The organism is Arthrobacter sp. 9AX, from assembly GCF_902506095.1.
In the GTDB taxonomy this organism is placed as follows: domain Bacteria; phylum Actinomycetota; class Actinomycetes; order Actinomycetales; family Micrococcaceae; genus Arthrobacter.
The window spans coordinates 4,053,095-4,078,957 of record NZ_LR733293.1 but is presented as its reverse complement, the minus strand read 5'-3'; the positions used below and the strand labels follow the sequence as shown (position 1 = coordinate 4,078,957).

22 protein-coding genes and 4 pseudogenes are annotated in these 25,863 nt (G+C 65.7%); 8 read left to right on the top strand and 18 right to left on the bottom strand.

Annotation, left to right across the window (positions count from 1 at the left end):
• Positions 1 to 13 precede the first annotated feature (13 nt).
• The 6 genes and pseudogenes from BACI348_RS18945 to BACI348_RS21160 form a co-directional block, all read right to left on the bottom strand.
• Complete coding sequence (locus BACI348_RS18945; RefSeq protein ID WP_159829174.1) at positions 14 to 238, bottom strand: hypothetical protein; 225 nt, start codon at positions 236 to 238, stop codon at positions 14 to 16.
• Between the two features lie 634 nt (positions 239 to 872).
• Positions 873 to 1,091, bottom strand: a complete 219-nt coding sequence (locus BACI348_RS18940) for a hypothetical protein (RefSeq protein WP_159829172.1) — start codon at positions 1,089 to 1,091, stop codon at positions 873 to 875.
• A 344-nt stretch (positions 1,092 to 1,435) separates the two neighbouring features.
• Complete coding sequence (locus BACI348_RS18935) at positions 1,436 to 1,618, bottom strand: hypothetical protein (RefSeq protein ID WP_236557639.1); 183 nt, start codon at positions 1,616 to 1,618, stop codon at positions 1,436 to 1,438.
• A complete protein-coding gene (locus tag BACI348_RS18930) occupies positions 1,615 to 2,253 on the bottom strand; it encodes a hypothetical protein (protein WP_159829170.1) in 639 nt (212 codons plus the stop codon). Before BACI348_RS18930 ends, BACI348_RS18935 begins: the two co-directional genes overlap by 4 nt.
• 133 nt (positions 2,254 to 2,386) lie before the next feature.
• Positions 2,387 to 3,118, bottom strand: a complete 732-nt coding sequence (locus BACI348_RS18925; protein WP_159829168.1) for an SDR family NAD(P)-dependent oxidoreductase — start codon at positions 3,116 to 3,118, stop codon at positions 2,387 to 2,389.
• A gap of 238 nt (positions 3,119 to 3,356) precedes the next feature.
• A pseudogene (locus BACI348_RS21160) lies at positions 3,357 to 3,916 on the bottom strand (AMIN-like domain-containing (lipo)protein).
• A 970-nt stretch (positions 3,917 to 4,886) separates the two neighbouring features.
• Here BACI348_RS21160 and BACI348_RS18915 point away from each other — a divergent pair.
• A complete protein-coding gene (locus BACI348_RS18915) occupies positions 4,887 to 5,114 on the top strand; it encodes a hypothetical protein (RefSeq protein ID WP_236557638.1) in 228 nt (75 codons plus the stop codon).
• 40 nt (positions 5,115 to 5,154) lie between these two features.
• Here BACI348_RS18915 and BACI348_RS21155 read toward each other — a convergent pair.
• Positions 5,155 to 5,229 (bottom strand): annotated as a pseudogene (locus BACI348_RS21155) (DUF2510 domain-containing protein); the annotation flags it as partial.
• 271 nt (positions 5,230 to 5,500) lie between these two features.
• Entirely contained in the window at positions 5,501 to 6,424 is a 924-nt protein-coding gene (locus BACI348_RS18905; protein WP_159829166.1) for a phosphotransferase family protein, read from the bottom strand.
• A gap of 596 nt (positions 6,425 to 7,020) precedes the next feature.
• Between BACI348_RS18905 and BACI348_RS21035 the strand changes: the two are divergent.
• Positions 7,021 to 7,197 (top strand): annotated as a pseudogene (locus BACI348_RS21035) (IS1096 element passenger TnpR family protein); the annotation flags it as partial.
• A gap of 347 nt (positions 7,198 to 7,544) precedes the next feature.
• On the opposite strand, the pseudogene BACI348_RS18895 reads toward BACI348_RS21035, so the two are convergent.
• Positions 7,545 to 8,105, bottom strand: a pseudogene (locus BACI348_RS18895) (sugar phosphate isomerase/epimerase family protein); the annotation flags it as partial.
• Between the two features lie 3 nt (positions 8,106 to 8,108).
• Positions 8,109 to 8,990 (bottom strand): catechol 1,2-dioxygenase, encoded by an 882-nt coding sequence (catA, locus tag BACI348_RS18890; RefSeq protein WP_201298459.1) that lies wholly within the window; start codon positions 8,988 to 8,990, stop codon positions 8,109 to 8,111.
• Between the two features lie 326 nt (positions 8,991 to 9,316).
• Here catA and benA point away from each other — a divergent pair, with 326 nt between their 5' ends.
• The 5 genes from benA (at position 9,317) to BACI348_RS18865 (ending at position 16,686) form a co-directional block, all read left to right on the top strand.
• Positions 9,317 to 10,702 (top strand): benzoate 1,2-dioxygenase large subunit, encoded by a 1,386-nt coding sequence (gene benA / locus BACI348_RS18885; RefSeq protein ID WP_159829162.1) that lies wholly within the window; start codon positions 9,317 to 9,319, stop codon positions 10,700 to 10,702.
• A 35-nt stretch (positions 10,703 to 10,737) separates the two neighbouring features.
• Positions 10,738 to 11,274: a benzoate 1,2-dioxygenase small subunit gene (gene benB, locus BACI348_RS18880; protein WP_159829160.1), complete on the top strand. Its 537-nt coding sequence runs from the start codon at positions 10,738 to 10,740 to the stop codon at positions 11,272 to 11,274.
• Between the two features lie 121 nt (positions 11,275 to 11,395).
• The gene (gene benC, locus BACI348_RS18875; protein WP_159829158.1) at positions 11,396 to 12,967 is read left to right on the top strand and encodes a benzoate 1,2-dioxygenase electron transfer component BenC; all 1,572 of its coding nucleotides are present in this window, start codon (positions 11,396 to 11,398) and stop codon (positions 12,965 to 12,967) included.
• Complete coding sequence (locus BACI348_RS18870; RefSeq protein WP_159829156.1) at positions 12,967 to 13,794, top strand: 1,6-dihydroxycyclohexa-2,4-diene-1-carboxylate dehydrogenase; 828 nt, start codon at positions 12,967 to 12,969, stop codon at positions 13,792 to 13,794. The genes benC and BACI348_RS18870 overlap by 1 nt, the downstream gene beginning before the upstream one ends.
• Before the next feature lie 60 nt (positions 13,795 to 13,854).
• Positions 13,855 to 16,686 carry an AAA family ATPase gene (locus BACI348_RS18865; protein ID WP_159829154.1) on the top strand — a complete coding sequence of 944 codons (2,832 nt, stop codon included), beginning with the start codon at positions 13,855 to 13,857 and terminating at the stop codon, positions 16,684 to 16,686.
• Between the two features lie 5 nt (positions 16,687 to 16,691).
• Here the strand turns inward: BACI348_RS18865 and catC are convergent, their stop codons facing one another.
• From catC to BACI348_RS18845, 4 genes are all read right to left on the bottom strand, one after another.
• Positions 16,692 to 16,970: a muconolactone Delta-isomerase gene (catC, locus tag BACI348_RS18860; RefSeq protein ID WP_159829152.1), complete on the bottom strand. Its 279-nt coding sequence runs from the start codon at positions 16,968 to 16,970 to the stop codon at positions 16,692 to 16,694.
• Positions 16,971 to 16,998: 28 nt separating this feature from the next.
• Positions 16,999 to 18,099, bottom strand: a complete 1,101-nt coding sequence (locus BACI348_RS18855) for a mandelate racemase/muconate lactonizing enzyme family protein (RefSeq protein WP_159829150.1) — start codon at positions 18,097 to 18,099, stop codon at positions 16,999 to 17,001.
• Positions 18,096 to 19,016 carry a LysR substrate-binding domain-containing protein gene (locus BACI348_RS18850; protein ID WP_159829148.1) on the bottom strand — a complete coding sequence of 307 codons (921 nt, stop codon included), beginning with the start codon at positions 19,014 to 19,016 and terminating at the stop codon, positions 18,096 to 18,098. The genes BACI348_RS18855 and BACI348_RS18850 overlap by 4 nt, the downstream gene beginning before the upstream one ends.
• Positions 19,017 to 19,092: 76 nt before the next feature.
• Positions 19,093 to 20,466 carry an MFS transporter gene (locus BACI348_RS18845; RefSeq protein WP_159829146.1) on the bottom strand — a complete coding sequence of 458 codons (1,374 nt, stop codon included), beginning with the start codon at positions 20,464 to 20,466 and terminating at the stop codon, positions 19,093 to 19,095.
• A 329-nt stretch (positions 20,467 to 20,795) separates the two neighbouring features.
• Between BACI348_RS18845 and BACI348_RS18840 the strand changes: the two genes are divergently transcribed.
• Positions 20,796 to 21,494 carry a maleylpyruvate isomerase family mycothiol-dependent enzyme gene (locus BACI348_RS18840; protein ID WP_159829144.1) on the top strand — a complete coding sequence of 233 codons (699 nt, stop codon included), beginning with the start codon at positions 20,796 to 20,798 and terminating at the stop codon, positions 21,492 to 21,494.
• 644 nt (positions 21,495 to 22,138) lie between these two features.
• Here BACI348_RS18840 and BACI348_RS18835 read toward each other — a convergent pair.
• Genes BACI348_RS18835 through BACI348_RS18820 form a run of 4 tightly spaced genes read right to left on the bottom strand, consistent with a single transcriptional unit; the run spans position 22,139 to position 25,862 of the window.
• A complete protein-coding gene (locus tag BACI348_RS18835; protein WP_236557637.1) occupies positions 22,139 to 22,597 on the bottom strand; it encodes a sensor histidine kinase in 459 nt (152 codons plus the stop codon).
• Positions 22,598 to 22,620: 23 nt separating this feature from the next.
• Positions 22,621 to 23,805 (bottom strand): 13E12 repeat family protein, encoded by a 1,185-nt coding sequence (locus BACI348_RS20810; protein WP_236557636.1) that lies wholly within the window; start codon positions 23,803 to 23,805, stop codon positions 22,621 to 22,623.
• 51 nt (positions 23,806 to 23,856) lie between these two features.
• Positions 23,857 to 25,128 carry an N-acetylglucosamine-6-phosphate deacetylase gene (locus BACI348_RS18825; RefSeq protein WP_159829142.1) on the bottom strand — a complete coding sequence of 424 codons (1,272 nt, stop codon included), beginning with the start codon at positions 25,126 to 25,128 and terminating at the stop codon, positions 23,857 to 23,859.
• Positions 25,128 to 25,862, bottom strand: coding sequence for a copper homeostasis protein CutC (locus tag BACI348_RS18820; RefSeq protein ID WP_159829132.1), 735 nt, complete (start codon positions 25,860 to 25,862; stop codon positions 25,128 to 25,130). The genes BACI348_RS18825 and BACI348_RS18820 overlap by 1 nt, the downstream gene beginning before the upstream one ends.
• Position 25,863 lies beyond the last annotated feature (1 nt).

Sequence of the window (25,863 nt, the reverse complement as noted above, 5' to 3'; positions counted from 1 at the left end):
CCCGACCCTGTGTCTACGCAGTCTCGTGGCGGCTGTTCTGCTCAGCGAGCCGCCGCCACAGCACGGCGGCAACAACGCTGTTGAGGACAGCGATGAAAACATCACCCCCCGCAGGCCGGCCAACGAGCAGGTCCAAGGCCACCACTGCTAGCGATCCGGCTGCGGCCAGCACGAACACAACAACCAGGATCCACAGGGCAACCTGAGGGCGGCCAGCACGCGCGGCAGGATCACTCATTCTGGAATACCCCGCCGCTGCACGCCTCCAAACAGGTACCCATCGCCGAGCGTGCGCGGCCCCCGACCTGTACCTGGGCGGAAGCTTACTTCGGCGACGAATCACCATAACCGCCACCGTCACTGCAACAGCGGGTATCAAAAGCACGACAGCCACCGGACTCATAAACGCCCCCGCGCTGACGGACGCCAACAGCGAGAACGCTCAGGTAAGAACCGCGGCATACTCTGCGACCACAGCTATCGAACCCCCCACTGCGGGATCGCCGAAGGAAAGAAAAGCACCACTTGCAGTGTTGTCCATGATCACTCCTTGCGGTATCAGCGATGACGTGGAGTATGACACCACGATTGCACCGGGCATGCCAGAGTCGGTAGGTGTGCCAGCGCAATCTGCCGTGGTAGAGATGCGTGTTCGCAGAGCTCACAGGATCGGGCGACCGCTGGCGCGGCCGGCTGTTGGGGCCAGGGCGTGCCGTCGCAGCGCTCCGGCCCCCCTGGCCCTGTTCTGTCTACGACGATGCTCCTATAAGCGTCACATCGCAGCGGGACGCCTCAAGCTGCAAGTGACGTACCAGATTTCGGGAAGATGCCGCCTTTGCCTTCCGTCGGACTGAACTAAGCGTCCTGCGAATTCAGCGGGTCAGCAGCACAATCGCTATCGCCACGCCGATGAGGACGGCACACAGTCCGACAACGACCACGTACACAGGCTCTGGCCGGCCCATCAACCTGGTGCCCACTTGGCCGAACGTTGATCGCTGAGAGTCTTCGATGAATTTGCTAAACGCTTTGCGCTTTACGATCAAAATGACACCGATAAGAAGGGCGAGTCCGGCAACAACACTTCCCACGAGTAGCTCCATGGTTCTGGTATCCCATCCCTAGATTCCGGCCAGCCTAGCCCGCAATCTCGCATGTCTGCCCATTTTTCAAACCGCGGACTCCGGTCTCCTGCTCTTTTAGCCACTGGCGGTAATCGGCCGCTAGGGAGTACAGTCGACGCGAGAAGCGATTGACGGGGCCGAAGCCTGGTCCTTGCGACGGCGTGTCGAATTCGACCCCTCGCGGGTACGGGCCCTGCCCGCCCTGCTGGAAACTAAATAGCGCCGGAGGAATCAGCGACCTGACGGGCGTCGCTTGGCAGCTCCCCGACGAGCAGAGGCCCAGCTGCCGGCCCAAAGCAGGACGACGAGAATCAGGGTCCTCCGTGCCATTCGGAGCCAGCCCGAACATCGCCAAAACGTAAGAGAGCCTCCTGCCGCCGTTCGTCCGCCTGGAGGATGCCATCGCGGACTGCGCCGCGGATGACTCCATAGAGGACGTAAAAGAAGACCGCCGCGAACACCACGGCCAGGACCGGGTTATCGATGCACATCATCTCTGCCCGCCCGCTTCCGGCCAGTACTTCTCTGCACCGGCCGCGGTCTCCCGGAGCCGTTTGCCGTCCAGCATGATGGAGCCTTCGCTCATGCCCATGTCCGTCCACTGGGCGACAAGGCGGAGGTCACCGGCCGATGGAAGCGGCCATAGCCAGAGAAAGCCTGAGCCTGACAGTTCGTCATCTCCACCGCCGCCCCCGCGGTTCTGGAGATAGAGAACGGGAGACGTGGGCTGGTAAGCCGGATCGTGGGGGCCGACGGGCATATGCATCACCGCCGTACTGGCCCTGGAGCCGTCAGAAAACTCCACGCCGAAAAGCAGGCCCGTGCCACTTGCCGCGTGCCTCGGGTCATGTCCATGGCTGAAAAAGGCGGCGTTGAGCGCCGCCCAGTCCTGGTCGCTCTCATCGGCACGCCGAATGAACCAGGCCACGTCTAGGGTGCAACCAGTCGAGTAGATCTGGGCGCTTCGAATGGCGAGGACACGGTTGGAGCTTCGGTACAGGAACTGCCCCAGATGAACGACAGCGGGCAGTTCGTCATCTGGCGCACCAGACCATTCCGGACGGATCGGCTTTGGCGTTCTGGGCCTTGGTGGAAGTTCTGGTACGGGAAAATCGCGGAAGAAGGTCATGATCATCCTAGGTTCGCTGGCTGCGACCGACCAGCGGGACAGCGGCGCGGGCCGCCCTGGATCCCCCAATCCGTCCTAACCGTGCCAGTCTAGCTTCGACCCGGCTGCCTAAAGCAGTTCCACGTCGGGCATCTCAATCTGAGGGCTGATCCTCCTTCTTCATGTAGTAGTCGACACCGCTGTATCCGCCGTCGGCAACGATGGATGCCCCGGTGATAAAGCCCGCCTCGGGGCTCAGGAGAAAGCCGACGACGGCCGCGATGTCTGCCGGCTTACCGTTAGGGCCCAGGGGAGTGGCGCTTGCTGCCTCGTAGGACTCCGGCAAAATGCCTGAGTCAATCCAGCCCGGGGTTGCTGCGTTGACGCGGACACCGCGGGGACCCAGGACGTTGGCGAGGCTCCGGGTTACCGAAATCAGCGCAGCCTTGCTGGCCGAGTAGGCGATTCCCCTGTAAGAGCCGACGAACGCGTCGCTGCTCGCAACGTTGACGATGCTCCCGCCTTCCGACATGCGGAGGCCGATGGACTGAGCCAGGATCAGGGGAGCGGTGACGTTGACCTCCAGTGTCCTGTCCCAAGTTTCAAGCGTCATAGAGTCGAAGGGGTCCCTTTCGAGGATCCTGGCGTTATTGGCCAGGGCGGTCAATGAAAATTCCTCGCTGATCTGCCTCGCGAACCCGACCGTTTCCGATGGGTCTGAAAGATCGACCTGGCGTATCTGGGCGTCATGGGTCCGGGCTAGTTCTTCGGCTTCGTTGCGGCCGGTGAGGTAGGTGGCAACCACATTCCACCCTGATTCGGCCAGGTGTTCGGCGATTGCCCGGCCGATTCCGCGGGCGCCGCCCGGTAACCAGGACCGTGCCACCTGCCATCGATGCCTCCCGGTGCTCTCTGCGGAGCGGTAAACATACTCTGGGCCACTCAGGCGCGGAAAGCCAGCCCCTCCAGACCAAGGGTTCCTTTAACAGCGCAGTCGTTACGCCGTAGCCTCCGGCAGCCTATGTACGCAGGCCATGAACGGAAACCGTTGGGGCTTTAGGTGGGCCACGCGAAGAAGGTGCCGCACTCCGAGCCAGGTGCGTACGGCACCTCCTTGCACTTCGTCACCAGTAGTGGGCGACGTCCACGATCAGCCGGGAATCGGACCCTGGCCCGTCAAGGGTGAAAACCATGTGCGGCAGCCGGGCACGGGCGCCCAGGCCAACGTCGGTGGAGCCTTCGAAGCTTCCGGCGTAAACAACCTGCCAGAAGGTCTGGTAGCCGGCCACGTTGGACAACTCTGCCTTCGCGGCCGGGTTGTACGTCAGGTTGCCGTTGTTGTCATAGGAGGGTGCGTTCACGGTAACCTGCAGACGTGCGCTGCCGTACACCGGGATCGTGAAGCCGGTTGGGTTCTGGAAGATTTCCGGGACGCAGCCGACCGTGTAGCCCTTTCCGGGGCCGTTGAGGCCAACCACCATCCGGTCGAAGCACGGTTGCTGCCCGTCCGGACATTGGTGGCGGAGGCCGTGCTCATCCGGGGCGCGGTTTTAGCCTGAGATCCCATTCGAGACCGCAATACGAAGTGGCTGGCGAAGCGGGCCCCTGAGCCAGAATGCCCAGCCCAACCGCGGCAAGAAGCGGTGAGCCAGAGAAGAAGTTTTTCATTGTGGGTGCCGTCCAGAGAGGTGGTGCGGTTGGATAGCTCAAGATTAGGGACTTCCCGGACATCCCCGCGTCGTGGCTGATCGCCAAGACGGCGCTTGGAATCCTCTTCGTCATTGCCTTAGGAACCCACGTCATTCGGTTCTCGCTCGGGCAGCGCGACGAATACCGGCGTGAACGGGGAAAGGACCCTAAGCATCCAGAACGACTCGCCGGCGACCGGCGGGACAATGGCCTGAACTAGGGGCTCATTCCTGGCCGCTCACCGAGCCTGGAAATTTCATGTCGTCAGCTGCCCCCGGTCACACGGACTCCACCGACCGCTCCTGTCCATGGGGTGTCGCCCGGAGCAGTCAGTAGCAAATGCGCAAAAACATACCCCTGGTCAAGGGTAATGACTTGTGAAGTGGGTCCCCCGCAATCCAGCACAAGCTCCGTGGGCCGGAAGGGCTCACCGGGATGCTCTTGTCCTACTGCGACCGTCGCCCCGGAAGCTCCAACGCAGGCCGCTGTCACTGTGTAGGCCCCGGTCGCCGGCACGTTAGCGGCCTTGCCGAAACCCCTGAAGGGTCCGTCCAGTGGTCCCTTGTCGGAAAGAAGGACTGGCCCCGGCGATGTCTCGAGAAGCCGGTCCAGCTCAGCATAGTTTTTCGCTTCCCGCTCCAGGACCAGCGGATCACTGTGTACCTGGACGGACGCTGTTTCGGGCACGGGATTAGCTGCAGGTGGAGGCGATGGCTCGGGGTAGTCATAGGAGCACCCCGACGTTGCACCAGGTGGAATAAGCAGGCACAGGGCAAGCCCAAGCCGTTGGCATATGCCCTTCGTTCCCACGCTTCCATGGTGGGCGCCCGTTCGGTTCAAAAACAATCGTCTTTGGAGACACGGTGCCCGGCTCCGCAAAGCAGTCAGTGCCCGGGAGGACCATGGTCCTATAACGGCTCCAACAGTGGAGACGGCGATCCACGAGCTGATGGATCTCGCCTGGAATGTCGTCTTCCATCTGCTCAGAGCGGGGACTGCTCGGCGACGGGTTGTTCGTCGAGGAGTTCACGGGGATCCACTCCTGGCTCGACGGGCCCACTAGGTACACCCTCGTCCACTCGAGCGAAGTCGCCGACCTGTTCATCGACACCAGGCCGGTGGACGCCATCGCGTTCCATCACGACCTGCTCGGCGCCGACGACCCGGCCAGCTTCTTCACAGTCCCAGGGTGACGCGTAATGGCGCTGTAAAGGGTCGCGCCGGGCAGGCAGCCTATCCGGGGAAGCTGTTCGGATCAGGCCTGGTTTCGCCGGTCCAAGCCTGACCGTCCCAGTACCCAAGCACGCCCGGTGTGGACGGCGGACATCATCCAGCCGGTGACATTGGGGGCTGCTGCGGCAGTTGTACCGGCTCCGGGGCTGGAATCTGGGCCGAAGTTGCTCGCGGCTCTTCAGCGATCGCTGGCTCCGCCTGTTCGATGTCTTGTCGGCGGCCCTTGTAGTCCTCACCGGAAAGCCGCTGCACGAGCTCTTTGGCTTTTGGCGTGACGCTGGTACTGGTAGACCGCTTCTCTGCTGACCCGTAGTTAGGCCTTTCGGCACGCTGTCGGCGCAGCATGTCACACGAGCAACGCTTCGAGCTCCGGAATTCGGCCGAACAGGTCGGGGAGGCCGCGCATCCCGTTGCGCACGGACTCGTGCGACAGTGCGAGGTCAGGGCCTGTGCTTGCCTCGACACCGGTGAGGCACCGGAGGATGTTCCACCTCGTGTGCCCCAGCCAGGCGCCGATCATGAATACAAACCAGCTTGGACCTGACGGCGGCAGCGCTCCGCCTCCTGCGACATAGCCGTCGAGAACCGAGCGGAAAATAGCGGGCTTGATGTCATTGAAGCCTGGTCCCTTCGCGAGGCTCAGCGCGGTCGAGCCGAGCTCACCGGACAGGTCGAGCATCCCCGAGAGCTCCCAGTCGAGCACCACCGGCCGACCTTCGCGAGTGAGCAGGTTCCACGGTTGGATGTCCCTGTGGGTCAGCACGACGGGGCCTGGTCGTTCGCAGGTATCGACGAAGTGCGCAATCGCGAGGAACGTCTCGACCTGAGAGGCGAGCTCGTCGGCCCACGGCTGCCTGGTCGCCGCCGCCCGCGCGGCGAGCGCGGGCCAGTCCCGTGACGCCGGGTCCTCGATCGACGCAGGGGTCCAGGCGACGTCGAGCGCGTGGATGCGCGCGAGGATCTCACCGATCTCAAAGGCGTACGCCGCCGGCACCGGCGCTTCGGGCACCGTCTCGCCTTCGACCCATCGGTGAACGAGCGTGCCATGGCCCGCCGAGACCGGCGCTGGCATCGGAATGCCGGCAGCGAAGGCCGCCCGCTCAAACCTGAACACGTCCTCGACGTGATAGGTCCAGCGGCGGTCGACGAGGTTCAACTCCTTCACGGCGAACGACCCGTGGTCGGTGTCGATCCGGTACATTCGGTTGGCAAACCCGCCGTGGACGCGGATCATGGGCCCGATCGGCGCGCCGAGATGCGAAAGGTCCATCAACTCATTCTAGGAGCGGCAATTCATCGATGCCCAGAACTTTTCCGGCGATGCATGCTCACGATCCACCCACACCGACGAACGGTGACAACCCGACCACTTGCCCAACACGCTTCAGGTCCAATAGGGATTCTCCCCACCTTCTTTTCAATGCCCGATAAAGGACTAGCTATGGGCCGCGCAGGGGGAGAGGCCACCCTTCGTGGTAAGGCGTTGAAGCCTGTAAATATGGGTGGCATGGACAAATTGGCAGCCGGGACCAAGGTGGGACAGGACTCGTGTTCTGGAGGTCCGCGTGGAGCTGGTCGACAGCGAGCCTGAGATTTGGCGCCGCTTCGAGCTCCGGGGCTCGCTGGTGTTGAGTCAGGTACATCAAGCTGCTATTGGCTGGGGGACGAGCATCTGCACGGGTTCACTTCGAGTGATCCGTTCGCCCCGCGGCGGCCGGTCGACGGAAAGGTTCCGACTGTCCTGCAGTGGCTCCCCCTACAGGGATGTGAGGAACCGGGCGACAGGCCCGAGGAGGACTGTTCCCTGGACCAGTTGCTCGCGCTGGGTTCAGGCGGAGCCTTTTACGAGTACGACATCGATGACAGCTGACTTCACCGGCTCAAGCTTGTATCCCGGCGGTCCGTGAAGAAGGCGCGCCGTCGGCCCGGCTGATCGATGGCGCCCGACGCGGCCCGCTCGAAGACGCCGGCGGATTTCCGGGCTATGAGGAGATCCTGGACGCCCTGGCCAACCCGGACCATCCTGACCACGCCGAACACGCTGCCTGGGTGGCCGAGATGACCGGTTCCGATGACCAGTTTGAACCTGCCTTCCTGGACATCGCCTACGTAAACCGGATGCTGGCTAAGCTGTTGTGACTCACCGGATTTTCCGAAAAACGCTACGAGCGACGGCCCGAAGCAGCCCCTTTTGCGGAACCTCCCCCACCTGCTTTAAACGGGCCGACATTGGACCTTCTGTAAAGTTTTTGATGTTTGTGAGACGGCCTGCACGCGCGTTCGCAGAGTTCTTGGCCAGATTTACTTTCCGGGGTGCAACTCTTGTGACTCGATAACTCCTGGCGCGTGCACTCGCCACTACGCCACTACGCCACTACGCCACTACGCCGCTACGCCGGTGCGGCGGTGCTGGCCACGAGGTTGGCGAGGGCTGAGGGGGTGCCGTGGAGGCGGTCCATGCCGGCGTCTTCCCATTCGATGTTGATGGGGCCGTTGTAGCCGATGACGGCGAGGGCGCGGAAGGACGTTTCCCAGGGGACGTCGCCGCGGCCGGCGGAGACGAAGTCCCAGCCGCGGCGGAGGTCGCCCCAGGCGAGGTGGGAGCCATGAACGGTGTTCCGCCTGGTTTGGCCGGATCTTGGTGTCTTTGCGGTCCCCGTGGAAGATCCGGTCTGAAGTCACAGATGAAGGAGACGGGGTCGATGCCCTGCCACGTCATGTGTGGGAGGGGTCTCAGTTCGGGCCCTACGCTTCCGCGGTGGCCGTTGACGACGTCGATGGTTCGCTGGGTAGGTCCTGTCGTCGCAGGTGGTTTCGGTGGGATGGACCTCGTGGGCGAAGCGGGCGCCGCGTTCGGGATATGGGACAGGCCCAGGTCTCGAAGAAAAACCGGAGGCGCTCCGAAGCATCAGCTCCGGAGCGCCTCCGTGCGTGGGTATCTCCCAGATTGTGTGCTACTTCTTCTGGCCCTGCTTTGCCAGGACGTAGTCATAAACTACTTCCTCGCCCTTGCCGTCGGTACGGGGGCGGGGGTCCAGCATCAGTTCAGGCTTCACGGCCGAAGCGATGTCGTCAGCGTTGTGGGGATCGCCGGGGAAATAGAGCTGCTGGGTGACCGGCTCGTAGCCCGGGGCGGACACCTTGATGTGGATGTGCGCCGGACGCCAGGCGTGCCAGCCCGCGGCACTGATCAGCTGCCCACAGGCCCCGTCCGTGGGGATCTGGTAGGGGGCCGGACGCATCGTGTTGATCTCGAACCGGCCGTCGTCCGAGGCCTTCACGGTGGCGCGGAAGAGCCACTCGGGCAGGCCCGGGGCGTACTGGGAGTAGAAGCCGGCGGCGTCCGCGTGCCAGATTTCCACCTGGGCCCCTTGGATGGGGTTGCCGTCGGTGTCGGTGAACTGGCCGCTGAAGCGCAGCGGGGTGCCCTCTTCGCCGTCGCGCATTTCCACGGTGGCGGGCGTCTGGAGTTCCGAGGAATTGGGAACGTAGTAGGGGCCCTCAATGGTACCCACGGTGCCGGGGCGGTCCTGGGAGTTGACGTCCTCAACGGTGTGCTCGAGCCAGACGTCGAGGAACAGCGGCCATTCACCATCCGTGCCGACCTTGATCAGCCAGGCTTTGAGCGCGTTGTATTCCTCGTAGGTGACCTGGTGTTCCTCGACGATGTCGTTGGCCGCCTTGATCAGCGCGCCGGCCAGAAGGCTCACACGTTCCTTGGATACGTCCACCCTGGAGAGCTTGCCCGACGCTGCGAACCGCTCGGTTGCCTTGGTGCCTGCTTCGACGGCGGTGCCTTCGTTTTCCGTGCGGCTGTCCGTTGGGGTTTGGGTCATGACAATGTCCACCTTCCTCATTGAATGGGGACAGGAAGGGCTCCTGCACCCGACGCGGGCCGCGGGGCGAATCGTTCTGCCCTGCGCCGCACCGCGTGATGTCGGACTTAATCGTAGGCCGGCAGATAAGGACGCTACAAATATCAACTAGGCCGGTTTTGAGTCATTATGAGTACATAAATACACCCTTGGTGGAACCTAGGCATTTGCCTGATGTGAGGCCAGTCACGAGCGGCAAGAATTGCTGGACAACGTCCGCCGCCTAAGCCTTTTCCCGAGTGGACCTCCGCCCATCCGTCCAGCAATCTCCAATGAAGGAGCACGCCATGACCGAGAACCTGATCCATGCCCGCGAGGTCCTTGCCGACGCCGTGATCGACGACCGAGAGAACGGCGTCATCCGGGCCAAGCGCGAGATCTTCACCGACCAGGAGATCTTCGAACTCGAGATGAAGCACATCTTCGAAGGCAACTGGGTGTACCTCGCCCACGAGTCGCAGATCCCCAACGTGGGCGACTACTTCACCACCTACATCGGCCGCACCCCGGTGATGATCACCCGGGACAAGGACGGGAAGCTGAACTGCCTGGTCAACGCCTGTTCGCACCGCGGCGCCATGCTGTGCCGCCGCAAGACGGACAACCGCACCACCTTCACCTGCCCGTTCCACGGCTGGACGTTCAAGAACTCCGGGGAGCTGCTGAAGGTCAAGGACTCCCGGAACGCCGGCTACCCCGAGACCTTCAACAAGGAAGGCTCGCACGACCTCACCAAGGTGGCCCGCTTCGAGTCCTACCGCGGCTTCCTGTTCGGCTCGCTGAAGGCCGGCGTGCTCCCGCTGGAGGAGCACCTCGGGGACGCCACCAAGGTCATCGACTCGATCGTCGACCAGTCACCCGAAGGCCTGGAAGTGCTGCGCGGCTCCTCCACCTACACCTATGACGGTAACTGGAAGGTCCAGGCCGAGAACGGCGCGGACGGCTACCACGTCACGGCCGTGCACTGGAATTACGCGGCCACCACTGCCCGCCGCAGCGCCGGAGACTCGGCCAACAAGACCAAGGCCATGGATGCCGGCAAGTGGGGCAAGGTCAAGGGCGGCTTCTACTCCTACGACCACGGGCACCTGCTGCTGTGGCAGGAATGGACCAACCCCCAGGACCGTCCGCTCTGGGACCGCCGCGACGAGCTTGTGGCCAAGTACGGCGAGGAGATGGCGAACTTTATGATCAATATTTCCCGCAACCTGTGCCTGTACCCGAACGTCTACATCATGGACCAGTTTTCCTCGCAGATCCGCCACTTCCGGCCGATCTCCGCGGACCAGACCGAGGTGACCATCTACTGCATCGCTCCAAAGGGGGAGTCCCAGGAGAACCGTTCCAAGCGGATCCGCCAGTACGAGGACTTCTTCAACGCCACGGGCATGGCCACGCCGGACGACCTGGAGGAATTCCGCTCCTGCAACAAGACCTACTGGGCCACCAGCGCCCCGTGGAACGACATGACCCGCGGCTCCACCCACGAGATCACCGGCCCGGATGAGCAGGCGCAGGCCCTGGGCATGACCCGGGTGATCGCCTCCGGCGTGCGCACCGAAGACGAAGGGCTCTATCCCATCCAGCACGGGTACTGGAAGGAAGTCATGGACCGGGCCCTGGCAGGGGAAGAGGAGCGTTCCGCCCTGGAATCCGTTCCCGTCACCGCCTGAGAGAGCCCGCCGGAACCACAGAGAGCGCAGAACCCATGACCAACCTGACCCACACCGCCCCGGCCCTGAAGACCGCGGAGGAGATCGCAACCCTCGAAACCGTCCGGGCGTTCCTCTACCGGGAAGCCCGCCTGCTGGATGACCGCCAGTTCGATGAATGGCTGGAGTGCTACCACCCGGACTCCGAATTCTGGATGCCGGCCTGGGACGTGGACGATCAGCTGACGCAGGACCCCCAGAATGAGATCTCCCTGATCTACTACGACAACCGCGGCGGCATCGAGGACAGGGTGTTCCGGATCAAGACCGACAGGTCATCGGCCACTTCCCTCCCGGAGCCGCGGACCGGCCACAACATCACTGACGTCGAGGTGTTGGCGAACGACGGCGTCAAGGTGGACGTGCGCTTCAACTGGTTCACCCTCTACTTCCGCTACAACACGACGGACACCTACTTCGGCACCAGCTACTACACGCTGGACCTTTCCGGCCCGCAGCCGGTGATCCTGAAGAAGAAAGTGGTCCTGAAGAACGACTACATCCACCACGTGGTGGACGTCTACATGATCTGACCTGCCCGCAGCCGGCGCCCGGGACGTACGGGCGCCGCGGCAGCTTCCACCCCTGTGCCCGCCGGCACGCCACAACTTTTCCCGGGCCGCGATGGCGAGCCCGGCCAGTCAGGAGGACCCCATGGGCCACAAAGTAGCCCTCAGCTTCGAGGACGGCGTCACCAAAGTCATTAAGGTCGGCGACTATGAGACCGTCATGGATGCCGCCTACAAGGCGCGCATCAACATTCCGTCGGACTGCCGGGACGGCGCCTGCGGCACCTGCAAGGCCTTCTGTGATTCCGGTTCCTTCGACCCGGGCGACTTCATCGACGACGCCATGACGGAGGAGGAACTCGAAAAGGGTTACCTGCTCACCTGCCAGGCAGTGCCGGAGTCGGACCTCGCCATCCAAATCCCGGCCACGTCCGAATCTGCGAAGACTGCAGCCGCGTCCTTCACCTCCACCATCAAGGAACTCAACCGGCACACCGACACCACCGTGTCCTTCACCCTTGAGGTGGACAACCGCGACGCGCTGGCTTTCCTCCCCGGACAGTACGTCAACCTCAAAGTCCCCGGCACCGACGCCCAGCGCTCCTACTCCTTCAGCAGCGGCCCCGAGGTCCAGGACGCGTCCTTCATGGTCCGTGTGACTCCGCAGGGCGCCATGTCCGAGTACCTCCGCGACCGCGCCGCCGTGGGCGACGCCATCGGCTTCACCGGCCCGTACGGATCGTTCTTCCTGCGCGAGCCCAAACGGCCCCTGCTGCTCCTGGCCGGCGGCACCGGGCTGGCCCCGCTCCTTTCCATCCTCGAAAAGCTCACCGAAAACCCGCCCTCCAGCCCGGTCCACTTGATTTATGGGCTCACCCGCGAGGCCGACATCGTCGGCCTCGACTGGCTGCGCGCCTACGAGGCGAAACTGCCCGGCTTCACCTGGGATTACATCGCCTCCGAGCCCGGCACCTCCGCCCCGCACACCGGCTACGTCACCCAGGTCATCGAACCGAAGCACCTCAACGACGGCGACGTGGACATCTACCTCTGCGGCCCGCCGCCCATGGTCAATGCCGTCTCTAAATGGCTGGACACCGAAGGCATCAAGCCCGCCAACTTCTACTTCGAACGTTTCGCACCGAAGGACACCACCGGCGGCGACGCCGAAACGGGCGCCCCGGCTCCGGTTGAGAAAATCCAGGCCGACGGCGACACCATGACCCGCGGCGAGGCCGTGTCCTCACTGGAGACCGGCCGGCTGGATTTCCGCAAGGAGGACAGCTTCGCCCAGCTGGACGCCCGCATGGGCCTGGAACTCGCGGTCAGCGAACTGCTGCTCGGAAGGCTCAGCGAGGAGCAGCTGCGCCAGTTCCGCCGCCTGGCCGAAGCCACCACGGGTTCGGTGCAGGAAGGGAACATCACCGATCCCGACGAGTTCGCACGCACCAACGAGGAATTCCACGAGTACCTCTTCATGGTCTGTGACAACCCGATGCTCCTGGAGTCCTACCGCCGCCTGGACGTCCACGCCCAGATGGCCGCGGCCTTCGAAGCCGGAACGCCGATCTTCGAGCGCGTCACGGAGGACCACCTTGACGTCGTCGACGCCTTTGAACGCGGGGACAAAGCCAGGCTGCGCGAAGTCATCATGGCCCACGCCCAGGATGCCAAGGGGACCATGGTCGGGGCCATCGACGCCAAGGCCGCACACTGATGGCTGCGCCGTACGCCGGGCAATACGTGACCCCGGGCAGGTTCGGGGGCAAGGTCGCCGTCGTCACCGGTTCCGCCCAGGGGATCGGCCAGAAGGTGGCCGAACGCATCGGCGCCGAGGGCGGCGCCGTGGTTTTGGCGGACCGCGCGGACCTGGTCCACGACGTTGCCCGCGGCATCGAGGAGGCCGCCAAGGCATCGCGTTCGGGTGGCTCGGCCACGTCCGTCACCGCGGACCTGGAGACCTTCGCCGGCGCCACCCAGGCCATCAAGGCGGCGCTCGCGGCCCACGGGCGGGTGGACGTCCTGGTCAACAACGTGGGCGGGACCATCTGGGCCCGCCCCTACCAGGAGTACGACGAGGACAAGATCGAGAAGGAAATCCGCCGCTCGCTCTTCCCCACGATCTGGACCTGCCGGGCAGTCCTGCCGGCCATGATGGAGCAGGGCTCAGGCACGATCGTGAACGTCTCCTCGGTAGCCACCAGGGGAATGCACCGGGTGCCCTACGCCGCGGCGAAAGGTGGCGTCAACGCCCTGACCCAGTCGTTGGCCATGGAGGTGGCCGGGCACGGCATCCGCGTGGTGGCCACCGCCCCGGGCGGGACGGAAGCACCGCCGCGCAAGGTCAAGCGCGGGCCGGAAGCCGAATCCGCCACCGAGAAGGACTGGTACCAAACCATCGTTGACCAGACGGTGGAGTCCTCGTTCATGAAGCGCTACGGCACCCTGGACGAGCAGGCGGCGCCCATCGTCTTCCTTGCCTCGGACGAGGCGTCCTACCTGACCGGCAGCATCCTCCCGGTGGCCGGCGGCGACCTCGGGTAGGGGCCGGTGCTGGACGCGCGGCACGAGGGGCGCCCGGGCCGCTCCGGTAGGATGGCGGCCATGACAGCGGGCTCCACCCAGAACGAGATGGCGGAGGACTTCCCGCTGGCGGGCCGGGCCGCGGCGTTCGAGCAGCTGCTGGAAATCCTCCGCACCGTCCGCAAGGGCAAGGTGGGAACCGTGGTCCTGTCCGGCCCGTCCGGGTCCGGTAAAACCGCGCTCCTGGAACTCTTCCTTGACCACTGCCGGACGGCCGCCCGTGGCGTCCGCGTCCTGTCCGCCATGGGGGACCACTGGGAGGCGCAGTTCGCCCTGGCAGGCTACTCCCAGCTCATGCGGACCCTGCCGCTCCGGACGGCAAAGGATTACGACGGCGGCCCGGCCCTGGCGCCCGGGCCCGTCGCCTCCCTGACCCCTGACCAGGTGGTCAATTACGCCTCCACCCTCAGCACCCATCTCGAAGGCCTGCAGACGCACGGCAGCGTGGTGGTCGCCGTCGACGACGTCCACAAGCTCGACGAGGAGAGCCTGCGCATCCTCACCTTCGTCATCCGCAGACTGCACGACAAGCGGATCCTCTTCCTGCTGACCCTGAACCCTGTTGACGCGTCCCGTGTCCCCGCCGGCGTGCTCGACTTCCTCACCGGCCACCAGGTGGTCCGCATTCCGCTGGAGCCCCTCTCGCCGCAGCAGGTCCAGGACCTGGCCCGGAGCCTGTTCGGCCTGGACCTCAGCGCGACGGCGGCGCACGGCCTGGTGACGCACACCGGTGGGACGGCTCAGTCCGTCGTGGAGCTGCTCCGTGAGCTGCCCCCGGAGACCTGGCAGTCGTGGTTCCCTTCCCTGCCGCCTACTTCCCGGGTGCGCGCCAGGGTCCGCACCGTCCTCGCAGCCGCGTCCCCGGCCCTGGTGGCCGCCGCTGAGGCCGCAGCGGTGCTCGGGCCCGGCGCGGGCCTGGCTGAGGTGGCCGGGGTGGCCGGCCTGGAATCCGTCATGCCGGCACTCGATGAGGGGCATCGTGCCGGGCTGCTGGGACTGTCCGTGGACCAGTCCCGCTCCGCCGTCGCCTTCCTGGAACCCGGCACCGCGGAAGCCGTCTACGAACAGATCGTCCCCAGCCGGCGCATGGCCTTGCATTGGAAGGCCGCCGAAGCGGTCCAGTCCGAGGGTGACCAGCTGGGCCACCGTGTTGCCGCCACCCCGGCCGCAGACGAAACCCTGGCCGCCGAACTGGAAGGGTTCGCCCGGCGGCAGGCCACGGTGGGCGCATGGCAGGATGCCTCCACCGCACTGTTCTCCGCGTCGCGGCTGTCCCCCGATGTCCGCGCCCGGAACCTCCGGCTCCTGAAGGCCGTCGACGCCCTGGTGGGCTCCGGCAATGTTGCCCAGGCGCAGGCCTGGGCCGGGGCGGTGGATGCCCTGCCGCCGTCGCCCCTGCGTTCCTCGGTGCTGGGGTACCTGTCCACGGTGTCCGGCCAGAATGACAGCGCCCAAAGCCAGTTGGAGATGGCCTGGCGGACCAGCAATCCGCAGCATGAACCCGCGGCAGCAGCGCAGGTGGCCCAGCGTTTCGTCCTCCACGGGGTGGCCTCGTGGGACGGTCCGATGATCACCGGCTGGGCCGAACGCGCCATGGCTCTGACCGAGCCCGGAACTCCGGCGCACATCGAGTCGGAGGCCATCTACGGCCTGGGCCTGTATGCCCAGGGCCGGATAGCGGACGCCGAGGCCACCTATCAGCGGGCCTCTGCCCAGGCGGCCGAGAATGCCCAGAAGCAGCGGGTGCAGATGGGTGCCGGCTGGCTGGCCCTGCGCCTGGATAACGCCGAATCCGCGCTGGTGAATTTTGAGTCGGCCGCCCCCACCGAGTACCGCGGGGGATCGCTGCGGATCTCCCTGTGGGCCGAGGCCTGGCTGGCCCGCACCCACCTTGTGCTGGGCAACTGGGATGCGGCCGCCGCCACCATCTCCCGGGCAAGCGTCCGGCTGGAGACCTCGCGGATGCCGCTGATCCGGCCGCTGCTGTACTGGACGGCCGCCGAGCTGTGGTCCATGCGGGGCGACTGGGACCGGGCGCGCTACTACGTTTCGCAGGCCGCGGTGCAGCCGGGAACCTACCGGGCAATGCAGGTCCCGGCCAGCCTGGCGCGCGCCCGCTTCCACGAGGCGCGGGCAGACTACGAAAGTGCCCTGGCTGCCATGCAGCCGCTGGCGGAGCTGGACCCCTGGACCGATCAGCGGGTGTCCTTCTGGCCGTGGCAGGACACCTACGTCAATGCGCTGGTCATGACCGACAAGCTCGATGCCGCGGAGACGTTCCTCACCGCCTTTGAGCGAGTGCACCGCGAGCGGGAGGTCCCCTCGGACCTGGCCCGCGTGGCCTGGGCCAGGGGCCGGCTGCTCGCAGCGCAGGGGGACCCGGACACGGCAAGGGAGTACTTCGAGGCGGCGCTGGGTCACCTTCGAGGGCTTAACCGCCCCTATCTGCGCGCAAGGATCAGTTTCGCGTTCGGGCAAAGCATGCGCCGGGCCGGGAAGCGGCGCCTGGCCTCATCGGTGTTGCGGGTGGCACGGGACCTGTATGACACCCTCGGCGCGGCAACGTACGTGGAACGGTGCGACCGTGAGCTGAAGGCTACCGGCCTGGACGTCGGGAACCTGCCGGACCCGGCGGACCCGGTGCTCTCCTCGGTGGGCAGCCACCATCAACAGCTCACGGCCCAGGAAGGGGCCGTGGCCGAGCTGGTGGCTGCGGGGGCAACCAACAAGGAGGCGGCCCGGGCCCTGTTCCTGGCCGAAAAGACGGTGCAGTACCACCTCACGCGGCTGTACCGGAAGATGGGAATCCGGTCACGCAGCGAACTCGCGGCGGCGTTCCGGGCCAAGGACTGAACCGGCTACTTCACGTCCGAGGGGTGCTTGGCCAGCGGGATCACAGTGATGTCCATGTATGGGAACAGGGGAAGGTCCTGCAGGATGCCATGCAGTTCGTCGTTCGATTCGACGTCGAAGATGGAGTAGTTGGCGTATTCGCCCACCACGCGCCAGATCTCAGGCCACTTGCCGGAGCGCTGCAGTTCCTGGGAGTAGGCCTTCTCCTTTGCCTTGATTCCGGCGGTTTCTTCGGCGGGCATGCCGGCGGGCAGTTTGACGTCCATGTGGACCAGGTACTTCATGGTGACCTCTCGGTGGAAGGGATGGGTGTCAGTCGGTGCGGTAGTGGGCGAGCTTGACGTCGTCCACGTCGGTGCCCGCGCCGGGGCCCTCGGGAACGTGGATCCGGCCGTCCGTGATGGCCAGCGGCTGGGCCAGCAGGTCATCGGCCATATCGAGGTAGTTGGACAGCTCCGCCGCCCGCTTGGCGGTGTGGGCGAAGGCTGCGCCGAACACCACGGAGGCCACGGTGCCCACCTGGGTGTCGATCTGGTTGCCAATGTAAATGTCGATGCCCATGCCCTCGGCCATGCCAACGATCTTGGCGGCTTCGGTGAAGCCGGACCGGGCGGTCTTCACGGACAGGAGGTTGGCCCCGCCGGTGAGGATTTCGCGGGCAGCCTCGCCCAGGTTGGCGGCGGATTCGTCCGCGGCGATGGGGATGGGGGAGTTCGTGACCAGGCGGCGGCGGCCCAGGACTTCGCGGGCGTCGTCCGGCTCCTCAAGGAACTGCAGGCCGAGGTCGGCGGTGCGGCGCAGCACCTCGGCGGCCTCGTTGGCTGTCCAGCCGCGGTTGGCGTCCATATACAGTTCGGCGTCCTCGCCCAAGCCTTCCCGAAGCACCCTGGCGGCCTCGATGTCCAGGTTCAGCGGACGGCGGCCGGTCTTCAGCTTGAAGGTGTTGATGCCGTAGGTTTCCCGGAACTCCAGGGCCAGGGCAAGGAGTTCCTTGGCGGGTTTGAAGCCGAGCATGTGGGAGACGCGCAGGGAGTCCGTGTAACCGCCCAGCAGCTTGGTTACGGGCTGCCCCAGGGTCTTGCCGATGACGTCCCACACGGCAATGTCCACCGCGCCCTTGGCCGTCTGGTTGTGGATGGTCCGGGCCAGCACGGCCTGGATCTTTTCCCGGTCAAAGATGTCGATGCCCACCAGCTGCGGGGCGAAGACATCCTGCACTACCGCCACGATGGATTTCTGCGTCTCACCGTAGGTGTAGGGGCGGGGCGGGGTGTCGGCGGTTCCCACCACGCCGTCGTCGGTGTGGACGCGGACCAGGACGTGGTCGGCCTCGTGCACCGAGCCGGAGGCAAAATGGAGCGGGTGGCGGTACGGGATCGAGTAGGGGATCGCCTCGATGGCTGCGATCTTCATGATGTGAGGAGCCTTTCATCAGGGGGAGCGGGGGTGGCGGCATCAGCGGTTGCCGTCGCCACGATGTCCAGGAAGTTTTGCAGCAGTGCGGACCGGTGGCCGCGCAGCCAGGCGACGGCGAGTTCCACCGGGGGAACATTGTCGATCTCCCGGTACGCGACGCCTTCGAGCTGGAAGGCGCGCACACTGGACGGCATGACCGCGATGCCGCCGCCCGCGGCCACGAACGCCAGCATTGTGGAGGTCTCACCAACCACTTGCGTGATCCGCGGCCGGAAGCCTGCCCGGCGGCAGAGGTCCGAGGTGATGCGGTTCAACACGGACTCCGGCGCGTAGGCGATGAAGTCCTGGTCCTGCAGTTCGTGCATGGCGACGGGCCGGTCCACCGCCAGGGCACTGAAGGAAGGGATCGCGACGACGAGTGGCTCCTGGGTGACCACGCGGTAGTCAATTTCCTCGGAGGCGACGGGGGGACGCAGCAGTGCCGCGTCCAGGGTCCCGTTCCGCAGCCCCGCTTCCATGGACGGCGTCAGCATCTCTCCGTTCAGCGCCAGAGACAGGCCGGGAAGGACCTGTTTGGTGAGCCGGGCGATCCGGGGCATGACGCCGTAGGTCGCCGAGCCCGAGAACCCCACCCGGAGGACGCCGGTGGCGCCCTTGCCCACCTGGTAGACATCCGCGCGAAGCGTCTCGACGTCGTTGACGATCTGGCGGCCGCGGTCCAGCAGGAGCTGGCCCGCCGCCGTCAGGTCCACCCGGCGGGTGGTGCGGTTGAGGAGTTGGACGCCGAGCTGCTCTTCCAGCTGGCGGATCTGCTGGGACAGGGGCGGCTGGGCCATGTGCAGGCGCTTGGCCGCCCTGCCGAAATGCCGCTCCTCCGCGACCGCGATGAAGTAGTTCAGCTGGCGGATTTCCATCCGGTGCCACCTTTCCAGCGGGTCGGGGGAGGCGCAGCGCCGCCCCCATTGATTCATAGAGTAACCATAAAAAGCCTTACTTAGATACTTTACCGACGTAATCTTGCGGCTCTTCGACTACGGGCAGGGCTTGCTCCAGCCTTTGCTGGGGCGGTACCAGGATGGTGACGGCGCCGCCGAGCAGGGCCACCGCGCCGTAGATGTAGAAGGCTGTTGCCCCGCCGATCCCCGCCGCTGCCAGCCAGCCGCCGATGATCGGCCCCAGGACCCCGCCCAGCCGGCCCACGCTGGCGCACCAGGCGACGCCGGCGGCGCGGGCATTGGTGGTGAAGTAGTTGGACTGGAAACCGTAGACCAGAACCTGGGTGCCCAGGGTTCCCACCCCTGCGGTGGCGATGAAGGTGAAGAGCAGCGGCAGCGGGAAGCTGAAGGTCATTAGTCCCAAGGAGATGGTGGCGAGGGCAAACGTGGCAGCGATGACCCGCTGCGGTCCGTTCCGGTCTGCCATTCGGGAGGCCACCAATCCGCCCACCACGGCGCCGAGGTTCAGGGCCAGCGGGAAGAAGAGGGCGTAGGTCCTGCCGTAGCCGTAGCCTTCCATGATCTTGGGCAGCCAGGTGTTGAGCCCGTAGGTCAGGAGGAGCCCGCAGAAGGACATCAGGCCCAGCAGGATGGATGCCACGGCGAACTGGCGGGAGAAAACGGCGGCGAACCCTGACTTCCGCGGAGCGGCGCCGGTCTCCCGGATCACCTGTTCTTCCGCGAGCGGCACTCCGGTGCGCCATGCAGCGGCCAGCGCATCCTCTTCCCGGCCCCGCGCCAGCAGCCACCGCGGCGATTCCGGAAGCTTCCGCCAGGCAATGGGCAGGACGATCAGGAGGGGAAGGGATCCAATGATGAAGAGGCCCCGCCAGCCTATGCTGTCCAGGAAGGCGATGCCCAGGACGGACGCCAGCACACCGCCCGCGGGGACCCCTGAGTACACGATCGCGTTGTAGAACTGCCGCCGTCCCGCGGGTGCGAACTCGGCCATGGTGGCGCCGGCGCTGGCGATGACGACGCCCAGGCCCAGCCCGGTGGTAAACCGGAGGGCGCCGAAGGCGGTGACGTCCGTGGCCAGGGCGGTGGCGAACATGCCCAGGGAGAACCAGGCGATGCCCGCGAGCATCAGCCGGCGGCGGCCGAAGAAGTCACCGATGGCACCGCAGGCCAGCGACCCCACCAGCACGCCAACAAGGGCCCAGGACCCCAGGAGCCCGGCGGTGGCCGCATCGAAATGACCTATTTGGCCCGCGTCCGCGAGCAGTCCCGGAAGGACAGTGCCGTAGACCACCAGGTCGTACCCATCAAAAATGAGGGCGGCGCAGATGACGAAGGCCACCCAGTTGGCTGTCCGGGTCTCCTTTCCCGGGCTTCCGGAGATTGTGGATTGGGGGTGCGGCAGCGTCATGGCGCAGGTCCTTTCAGGGGGCGGGTGTGGAGGCGTTGCGGTATTCGGATGGATCCGCACCGGGGCCTCGGCAACCCAGCCTGACAGCCAATGTGACGCACGGCATATGAGGGGAATACCCGGTTTCCCGCCGGGGGTACATTGTGCTGTTTCCGCATATCAAAGGGGCTGTATTTGCGATGGATCCAGCAGGAACAGGCCCAATCCGCCCGGCAGCAGCGGCTTTCTGGCGGTGGCGGGAGGACCAGTCTTAGTCCATACGCGGCCGGTATTAACCAGGCCGGCCGTAACCATGGCCGGGGGCAAGACGCCCCGGTTAGGCTGGCGGAATGATCAATCCAGCACGGCTGCACTCAGACCTGTCCCGCCTGGGCCGGGAGACGGACATGTTCCTTGCCACACTTTCCTCCTTGTCCGATGAAGAGTTGGCTGCGCCTTCGCTGTGTAAAGGGTGGACCCGGACCCACGTCATCGCGCACGTCGCATCCAGCGGACGTGCCCTGGTTGGGCTGATCGACTGGGCCACCTCCGGGGACGAACGCCAGCTGTACGCGTCCACTGAAGCGCGCGCGGAGGCTGTTGCCGCCCTTACGGCCCTGCCGCGGGAGGAGCTTCTGGCTGAAGTGCGGGACTCGGCCGCCGCTTTCGCCGGTGAAGCCCAGCGGTTGACCGGGGAACTTGCGGCGCCGGCAGTCAAGGTGGGTGGCCGGGAGCTGCCGGCCACGTCCATTGTGGCGCTGCGGATTGCCGAGGTGGTGGTGCACCACCACGACCTGGAAACCGCCTGGACCATCGAGGAGGCCGACCCCGATTCGCTGTTGAATGCCATCGAGGCCGTGGTGCGTGCCATGCGTGCCAAGGGGGCGCCTGGGATGACACTGGTTACCGAGGAACGCGACGAGTGGGTCATCGGTGACGGTGCCCTGCGGGTTGAGTCGGACCGGGAGGGCCTCCTGACATGGCTGGCACGCGGCGACGTCGGTGACCTTGAATTCACGGGCCCGGTTCCCGAACTGCCAGCTTGGTAAAACGGACGCAAGATCTCGTCCGGTCTGTATCTGATGCGGATCCGAACAACGCCAGGCGGCCACATTTTCGGCAGGCCGGTCGATGGACTTGGCCTCAGGAGTCCAGCGGTCCAAGAGGGCGGCGTAGGCGCAGTCCTCCACCGGCGTGACGAAGCAGTAAGCCGGGCCAGGGCTTAGTACTGACGTTCTTTTATGGCTGCAGCCTGAGACCAAGCAGACTTGACTTGTGCTGTTGTCCGCCCCCTGCAGCCGTAAGGTCCCGGTCAGGCATGCCGTCATGCTATCCCGACTTGTTCACGGAGCGCGCCGCCCGCAGCCGGTCACACCGCTGCCCGGATGGAAGCGGGGTCGGTGAGGTCCAGGGCGAGGGGCACGGTGCGTCCGTCGTCGCAGGTTCGGGGTTTCGCGCGGTGGCGTAGACCTTGAGGATTCCGCCGCTTTGAAGTCAGGTGATAGTGATGGCGGTCACGCGGGGAGGATGGCTGCTACCTGGTCCCGGATATCCAGGATCAGTTCGTCTATGGACCGGGAACATTCGTGGCGGCTGCCATGGTGAGGAACATGATGGCGGAGACGGTGCGGGCAAGAGTTCCCAATCTCTCTTCGACAGGAAGCAAATTCTTAGCTGTGGATTCCTCAGTGTGTCAGGGGCTTGGATCTGTGCCTGCCTTTGGAAGTGTGAACTGAACGGTGGTTCCATTTCCCGGGCTGCTGAAGAGGCTGATGGTTCCTTTGTGGTTTTCAATGATGGTTTTGGTGATTGCCAGTCCAAGGCCGGCGCCGGGAATGGTGGAGGAGTGCGCGTTGGCGGCACGAAAGAATCGAGTGAAGGCCTGGTTGAGTTCTTGCTCGCTCATGCCGATCCCGGTGTCGGTGATTTCACAGTTGATCCTGTCTGCGCTCGTCCCAGCCCGAACTTTGATCGTCCCGCCCTCGGGGGTGTATTTGATGGCATTTGAAACCACATTGTCGATTGCCTGGCCGAGACGGTCCGGATCAAATATTCCTCTAACAGGCCTGCCCGTTTCCAACTCCAAAGTGATATCGGCGGCCTTGGCTCGGGGGCGGGCTGCTTCGACACTGTGGCTAAGGACTTCGGCCAAGTCTGCTGGCCGGGGATTGATGGTCAGGGCATCTGAGGCGACTGTGAGGAGGTCATCAACCAGGTTGAGTGGAGGCCGCGGGCGAGGGCGGTGGTGCGGTTCCAGATGGCGTTGGCGGTGTCTCCGGGGAGGTAGAGGGAGAGCCAGGCCATGCCGTCGCGGTCGGGGCTGTATTCCATCCGACGGTCGGCGGCGCATTTGATGTGGCGTTTTTCCAGGGTGTCGGGGTGGTGGCGTTCGCGCCAGGTGCGGACTTTGGCGCGGAACCGGGATGGGACGAGGTCACCGGGCGCGGCTCCGCGGGCGGGGTGGGGTGCGTCCGGGTCGAGGAAGTGCGCCACCAGGGCGGTGGCGCCGGCGGGGCCGAGGGTGTCGGTTTCGTCGGCGAGGATTTTGGCGTGCTGCCAGGTGATGGTCCCGGCGGTGAGGGCTGCCAGGGCCGGCGGCAGGGAGCAGATCTGCCGGGCCTGGGTGATGAGTGCGTTGGCGGCGGGGGAGCTGATGGTCAGGATGCCGGCGATTTCTTCGACCGCGGACATCTCGGCGTAGGTCCGTTCGTGGGTGGGTGCTTCGGGTGGGGTCATGGCGTGTTGGAGGTCGATGGCTTCGGCGGCGTCCTGGGCCTTGACCGCTGCCAGCCGGGCTTCCAGCTGCTTGGTGACCGCCATCCGTTCCAGGCGGATCTCGTACCGGCGCTGCAGCACATCCACAACATCACCAACACCGGTATTAGCACCGGTTTTGAGGCCGGTATTTTCGAGGGCGGCGTCTTCGAGGAACAGCGCGTTCAGGCGCGCGGTGGAGGCCTGGATGCCTTCCATCGCTGTTGCCGTGCCCGCGCCGTTGCCCATACCCACATCATCCAGCGAGGCACCGACAATTCGACCGGGAATGGATGCGGGTGCGACCGACGGGCGGACGGGAGCGGGCAGTTCGGCGGGAAACAGCGCAGCCGCACAGGACTCACCGCCTGTCTTGCCCGCGCCGTTTCCCATACCCGCATCATCCAGCGAGGCACTGACAATTCGACCGGGAATGGATGCGGGTGCGGCCGAGGGGCGGACGGGAGCGGGCAGTTCGGCGGGAAACAGCGCAGCCGCACAGGACTCACCGCCTGTTTTGCCCGCGCCGTTTCCCATACCCGCATCATCCAGCGAGGCACTGACAGCAATGATGGTATTGGCTACGTTGCGGTGTGGCTCTGGCACTCACAATCTCCTCGGCCAGGGCCAGGGCCAGGGCAGGGCAGTGGGCTACGACTATAAGGCCGAAGTCACCCATTCGCCCCGGCGCAGCACCCCTGCCAGCTTCAGATCAGGACCGACAACAACGACGTCGGCCGGCATCCCGGGACGCAGCTCACCCGCCTGCTGTGAAAGCCCCAGGACCGCAGCCGGGACTGCGGTGGCCGAAGTGACGGCGTCCTGAAGGGAAACGCCGGCGGCCACCGCGGACCGGACAACGTCCAGCAGTGTGGCCGTCCCGCCGGCGATCGCCCCGGTGTTGTCCACCCGGGCCACGCCCCCTTCAACCGTTACCGCCAGCGTGCCGAGCCGGTACTGGCCATCCTTGAGGCCCGTCGCTGCCATCGAGTCCGTGACCAGTGCGATGTTCTGGGCGCCCACCAGTTCGAAGACCGTCTTAACCGTCTCCGGGGCGAGGTGGACGCCGTCGGCAATGAGCTCCACCACGGCATTCCCGGCGCGCGCTGCGCTGAGGCACGCGGAAACCGGTCCGGGAGCCCGGTGGTGCATGGTGGGCATGGCGTTGAAGAGATGGGTCACGGTGGGTCGGCGCCCTACGGAAACGGCTGTGCCCCCGCCGGAAGAAACAGGGTCTGGCCCATCCGCTCGCCCACCTGCGAGCCCACCCGCAAGGCCGACGGCGGCACGTTCCAGGAAGGCGGCAGCCCCGGCATGGTCCGCTGCAGTGTGCCCCAGCGAGGGAATCACGCCGCGGCTGGTCAGCAGATCCACCAGTTCGGACGCGCCCGGGAGCTCCGCGGCGAGCGTCATGGAAGCGAGGGAAGGGCCCGCAGCATCGATGAGCCCGGCCATCAGGCCGGCGTGGGGTTCCAGCAGCAGCGCGGGGTCGTGGGCGCCGCACTGGTGGCCGGAAAGGAAGGGGCCCTCCAGATGCGATCCGGCAACCAGCCCCTCCTCCGCCAGTGCCCGCAGCACCTTCAGGTTCCGGACAAGGTCCGCCGGCGCTCCGGTGACCACACTGGCCAGCAACGTAGTGGTGCCCCTGCTGTGCAGGTAAGTGGCTGCAGCCCGTGCGCCGTCCTCAGAGCCCTCGGCGAAGTCGGAGCCATGGGCGCCGTGGCAGTGGAGGTCCACCAGGCCCGGCAACAAGACCCGGTCCGGCGCCGCGGAAGTGTCGCCAAGGTTGCCAGTCTCACCAAGGTCGCCGGAGTATTCAGACGCCGGCCCGGCATAGGTAATCCGGCCACCCGCCACGGCGACCAGCCCGTCGCGGATGTCCATGCCCGCTGCAACGATGCGGCCCCGAAGTACCAGTTCCTTGCCCATCATGCCGCCTTTCGGAGAGCCGCTGCCATGCCGGCAGCGAGTACGGGGTCCGCCGCGCGTGCCCTGGACCCAGTGAAAGCGTCCAGGCCGCGGGCCGACGTGTGCACGGCGTGCACACCGCTGTGGACCAGCTCCGGCATGAGTTCGAGCCGTACACCGCCGCCGGCCATGATCTGTACCGACGGCGCGTGGTTCCGTCCCAGCTCCACCAACCGCGCCAGCATCGCCAGCCCCGCGCCGCAGTCCGGGCTTCCGCCGCTGGTGAGCACGCGGTCAACGCCGGCCCGTTCCAGCCTGGCCAACGCATCGGCAGGATCCACGCCCGCCGCGAGAGCCGCGTCGAACGCCCGGTGGAACGTCACCTCTGCAGCGGGATGACGACGGCGGGCCACCTCAGAAAGGTGCCGAAGCGCCGGAACGTCCGGGCCGCCGTCAGCCCCTAAGACGCCCACAACCACGCCCGCGGCACCGGCGTCCAACGCCGCTTCCACGTCGCGCTCCACTACCTCAAGCTCCGCGGCTGTGTAGCTGAAGTTGCCGGGACGCGGGCGAACCAGTACATGGACAGGCAGGCCAACCCGGCATGCCTGCTCCACCGTACCGATGCTCGGCGTGATGCCGTCCGTCTCCGCGAGGGCGGCGCACAGCTCCACCCTCGCGGCCCCAACAGACGCTGCCAGGCGGACGCCCTCGGCATCCTCCACCGCCAGCTCAAGCTGCGGTGACGCTGCCATC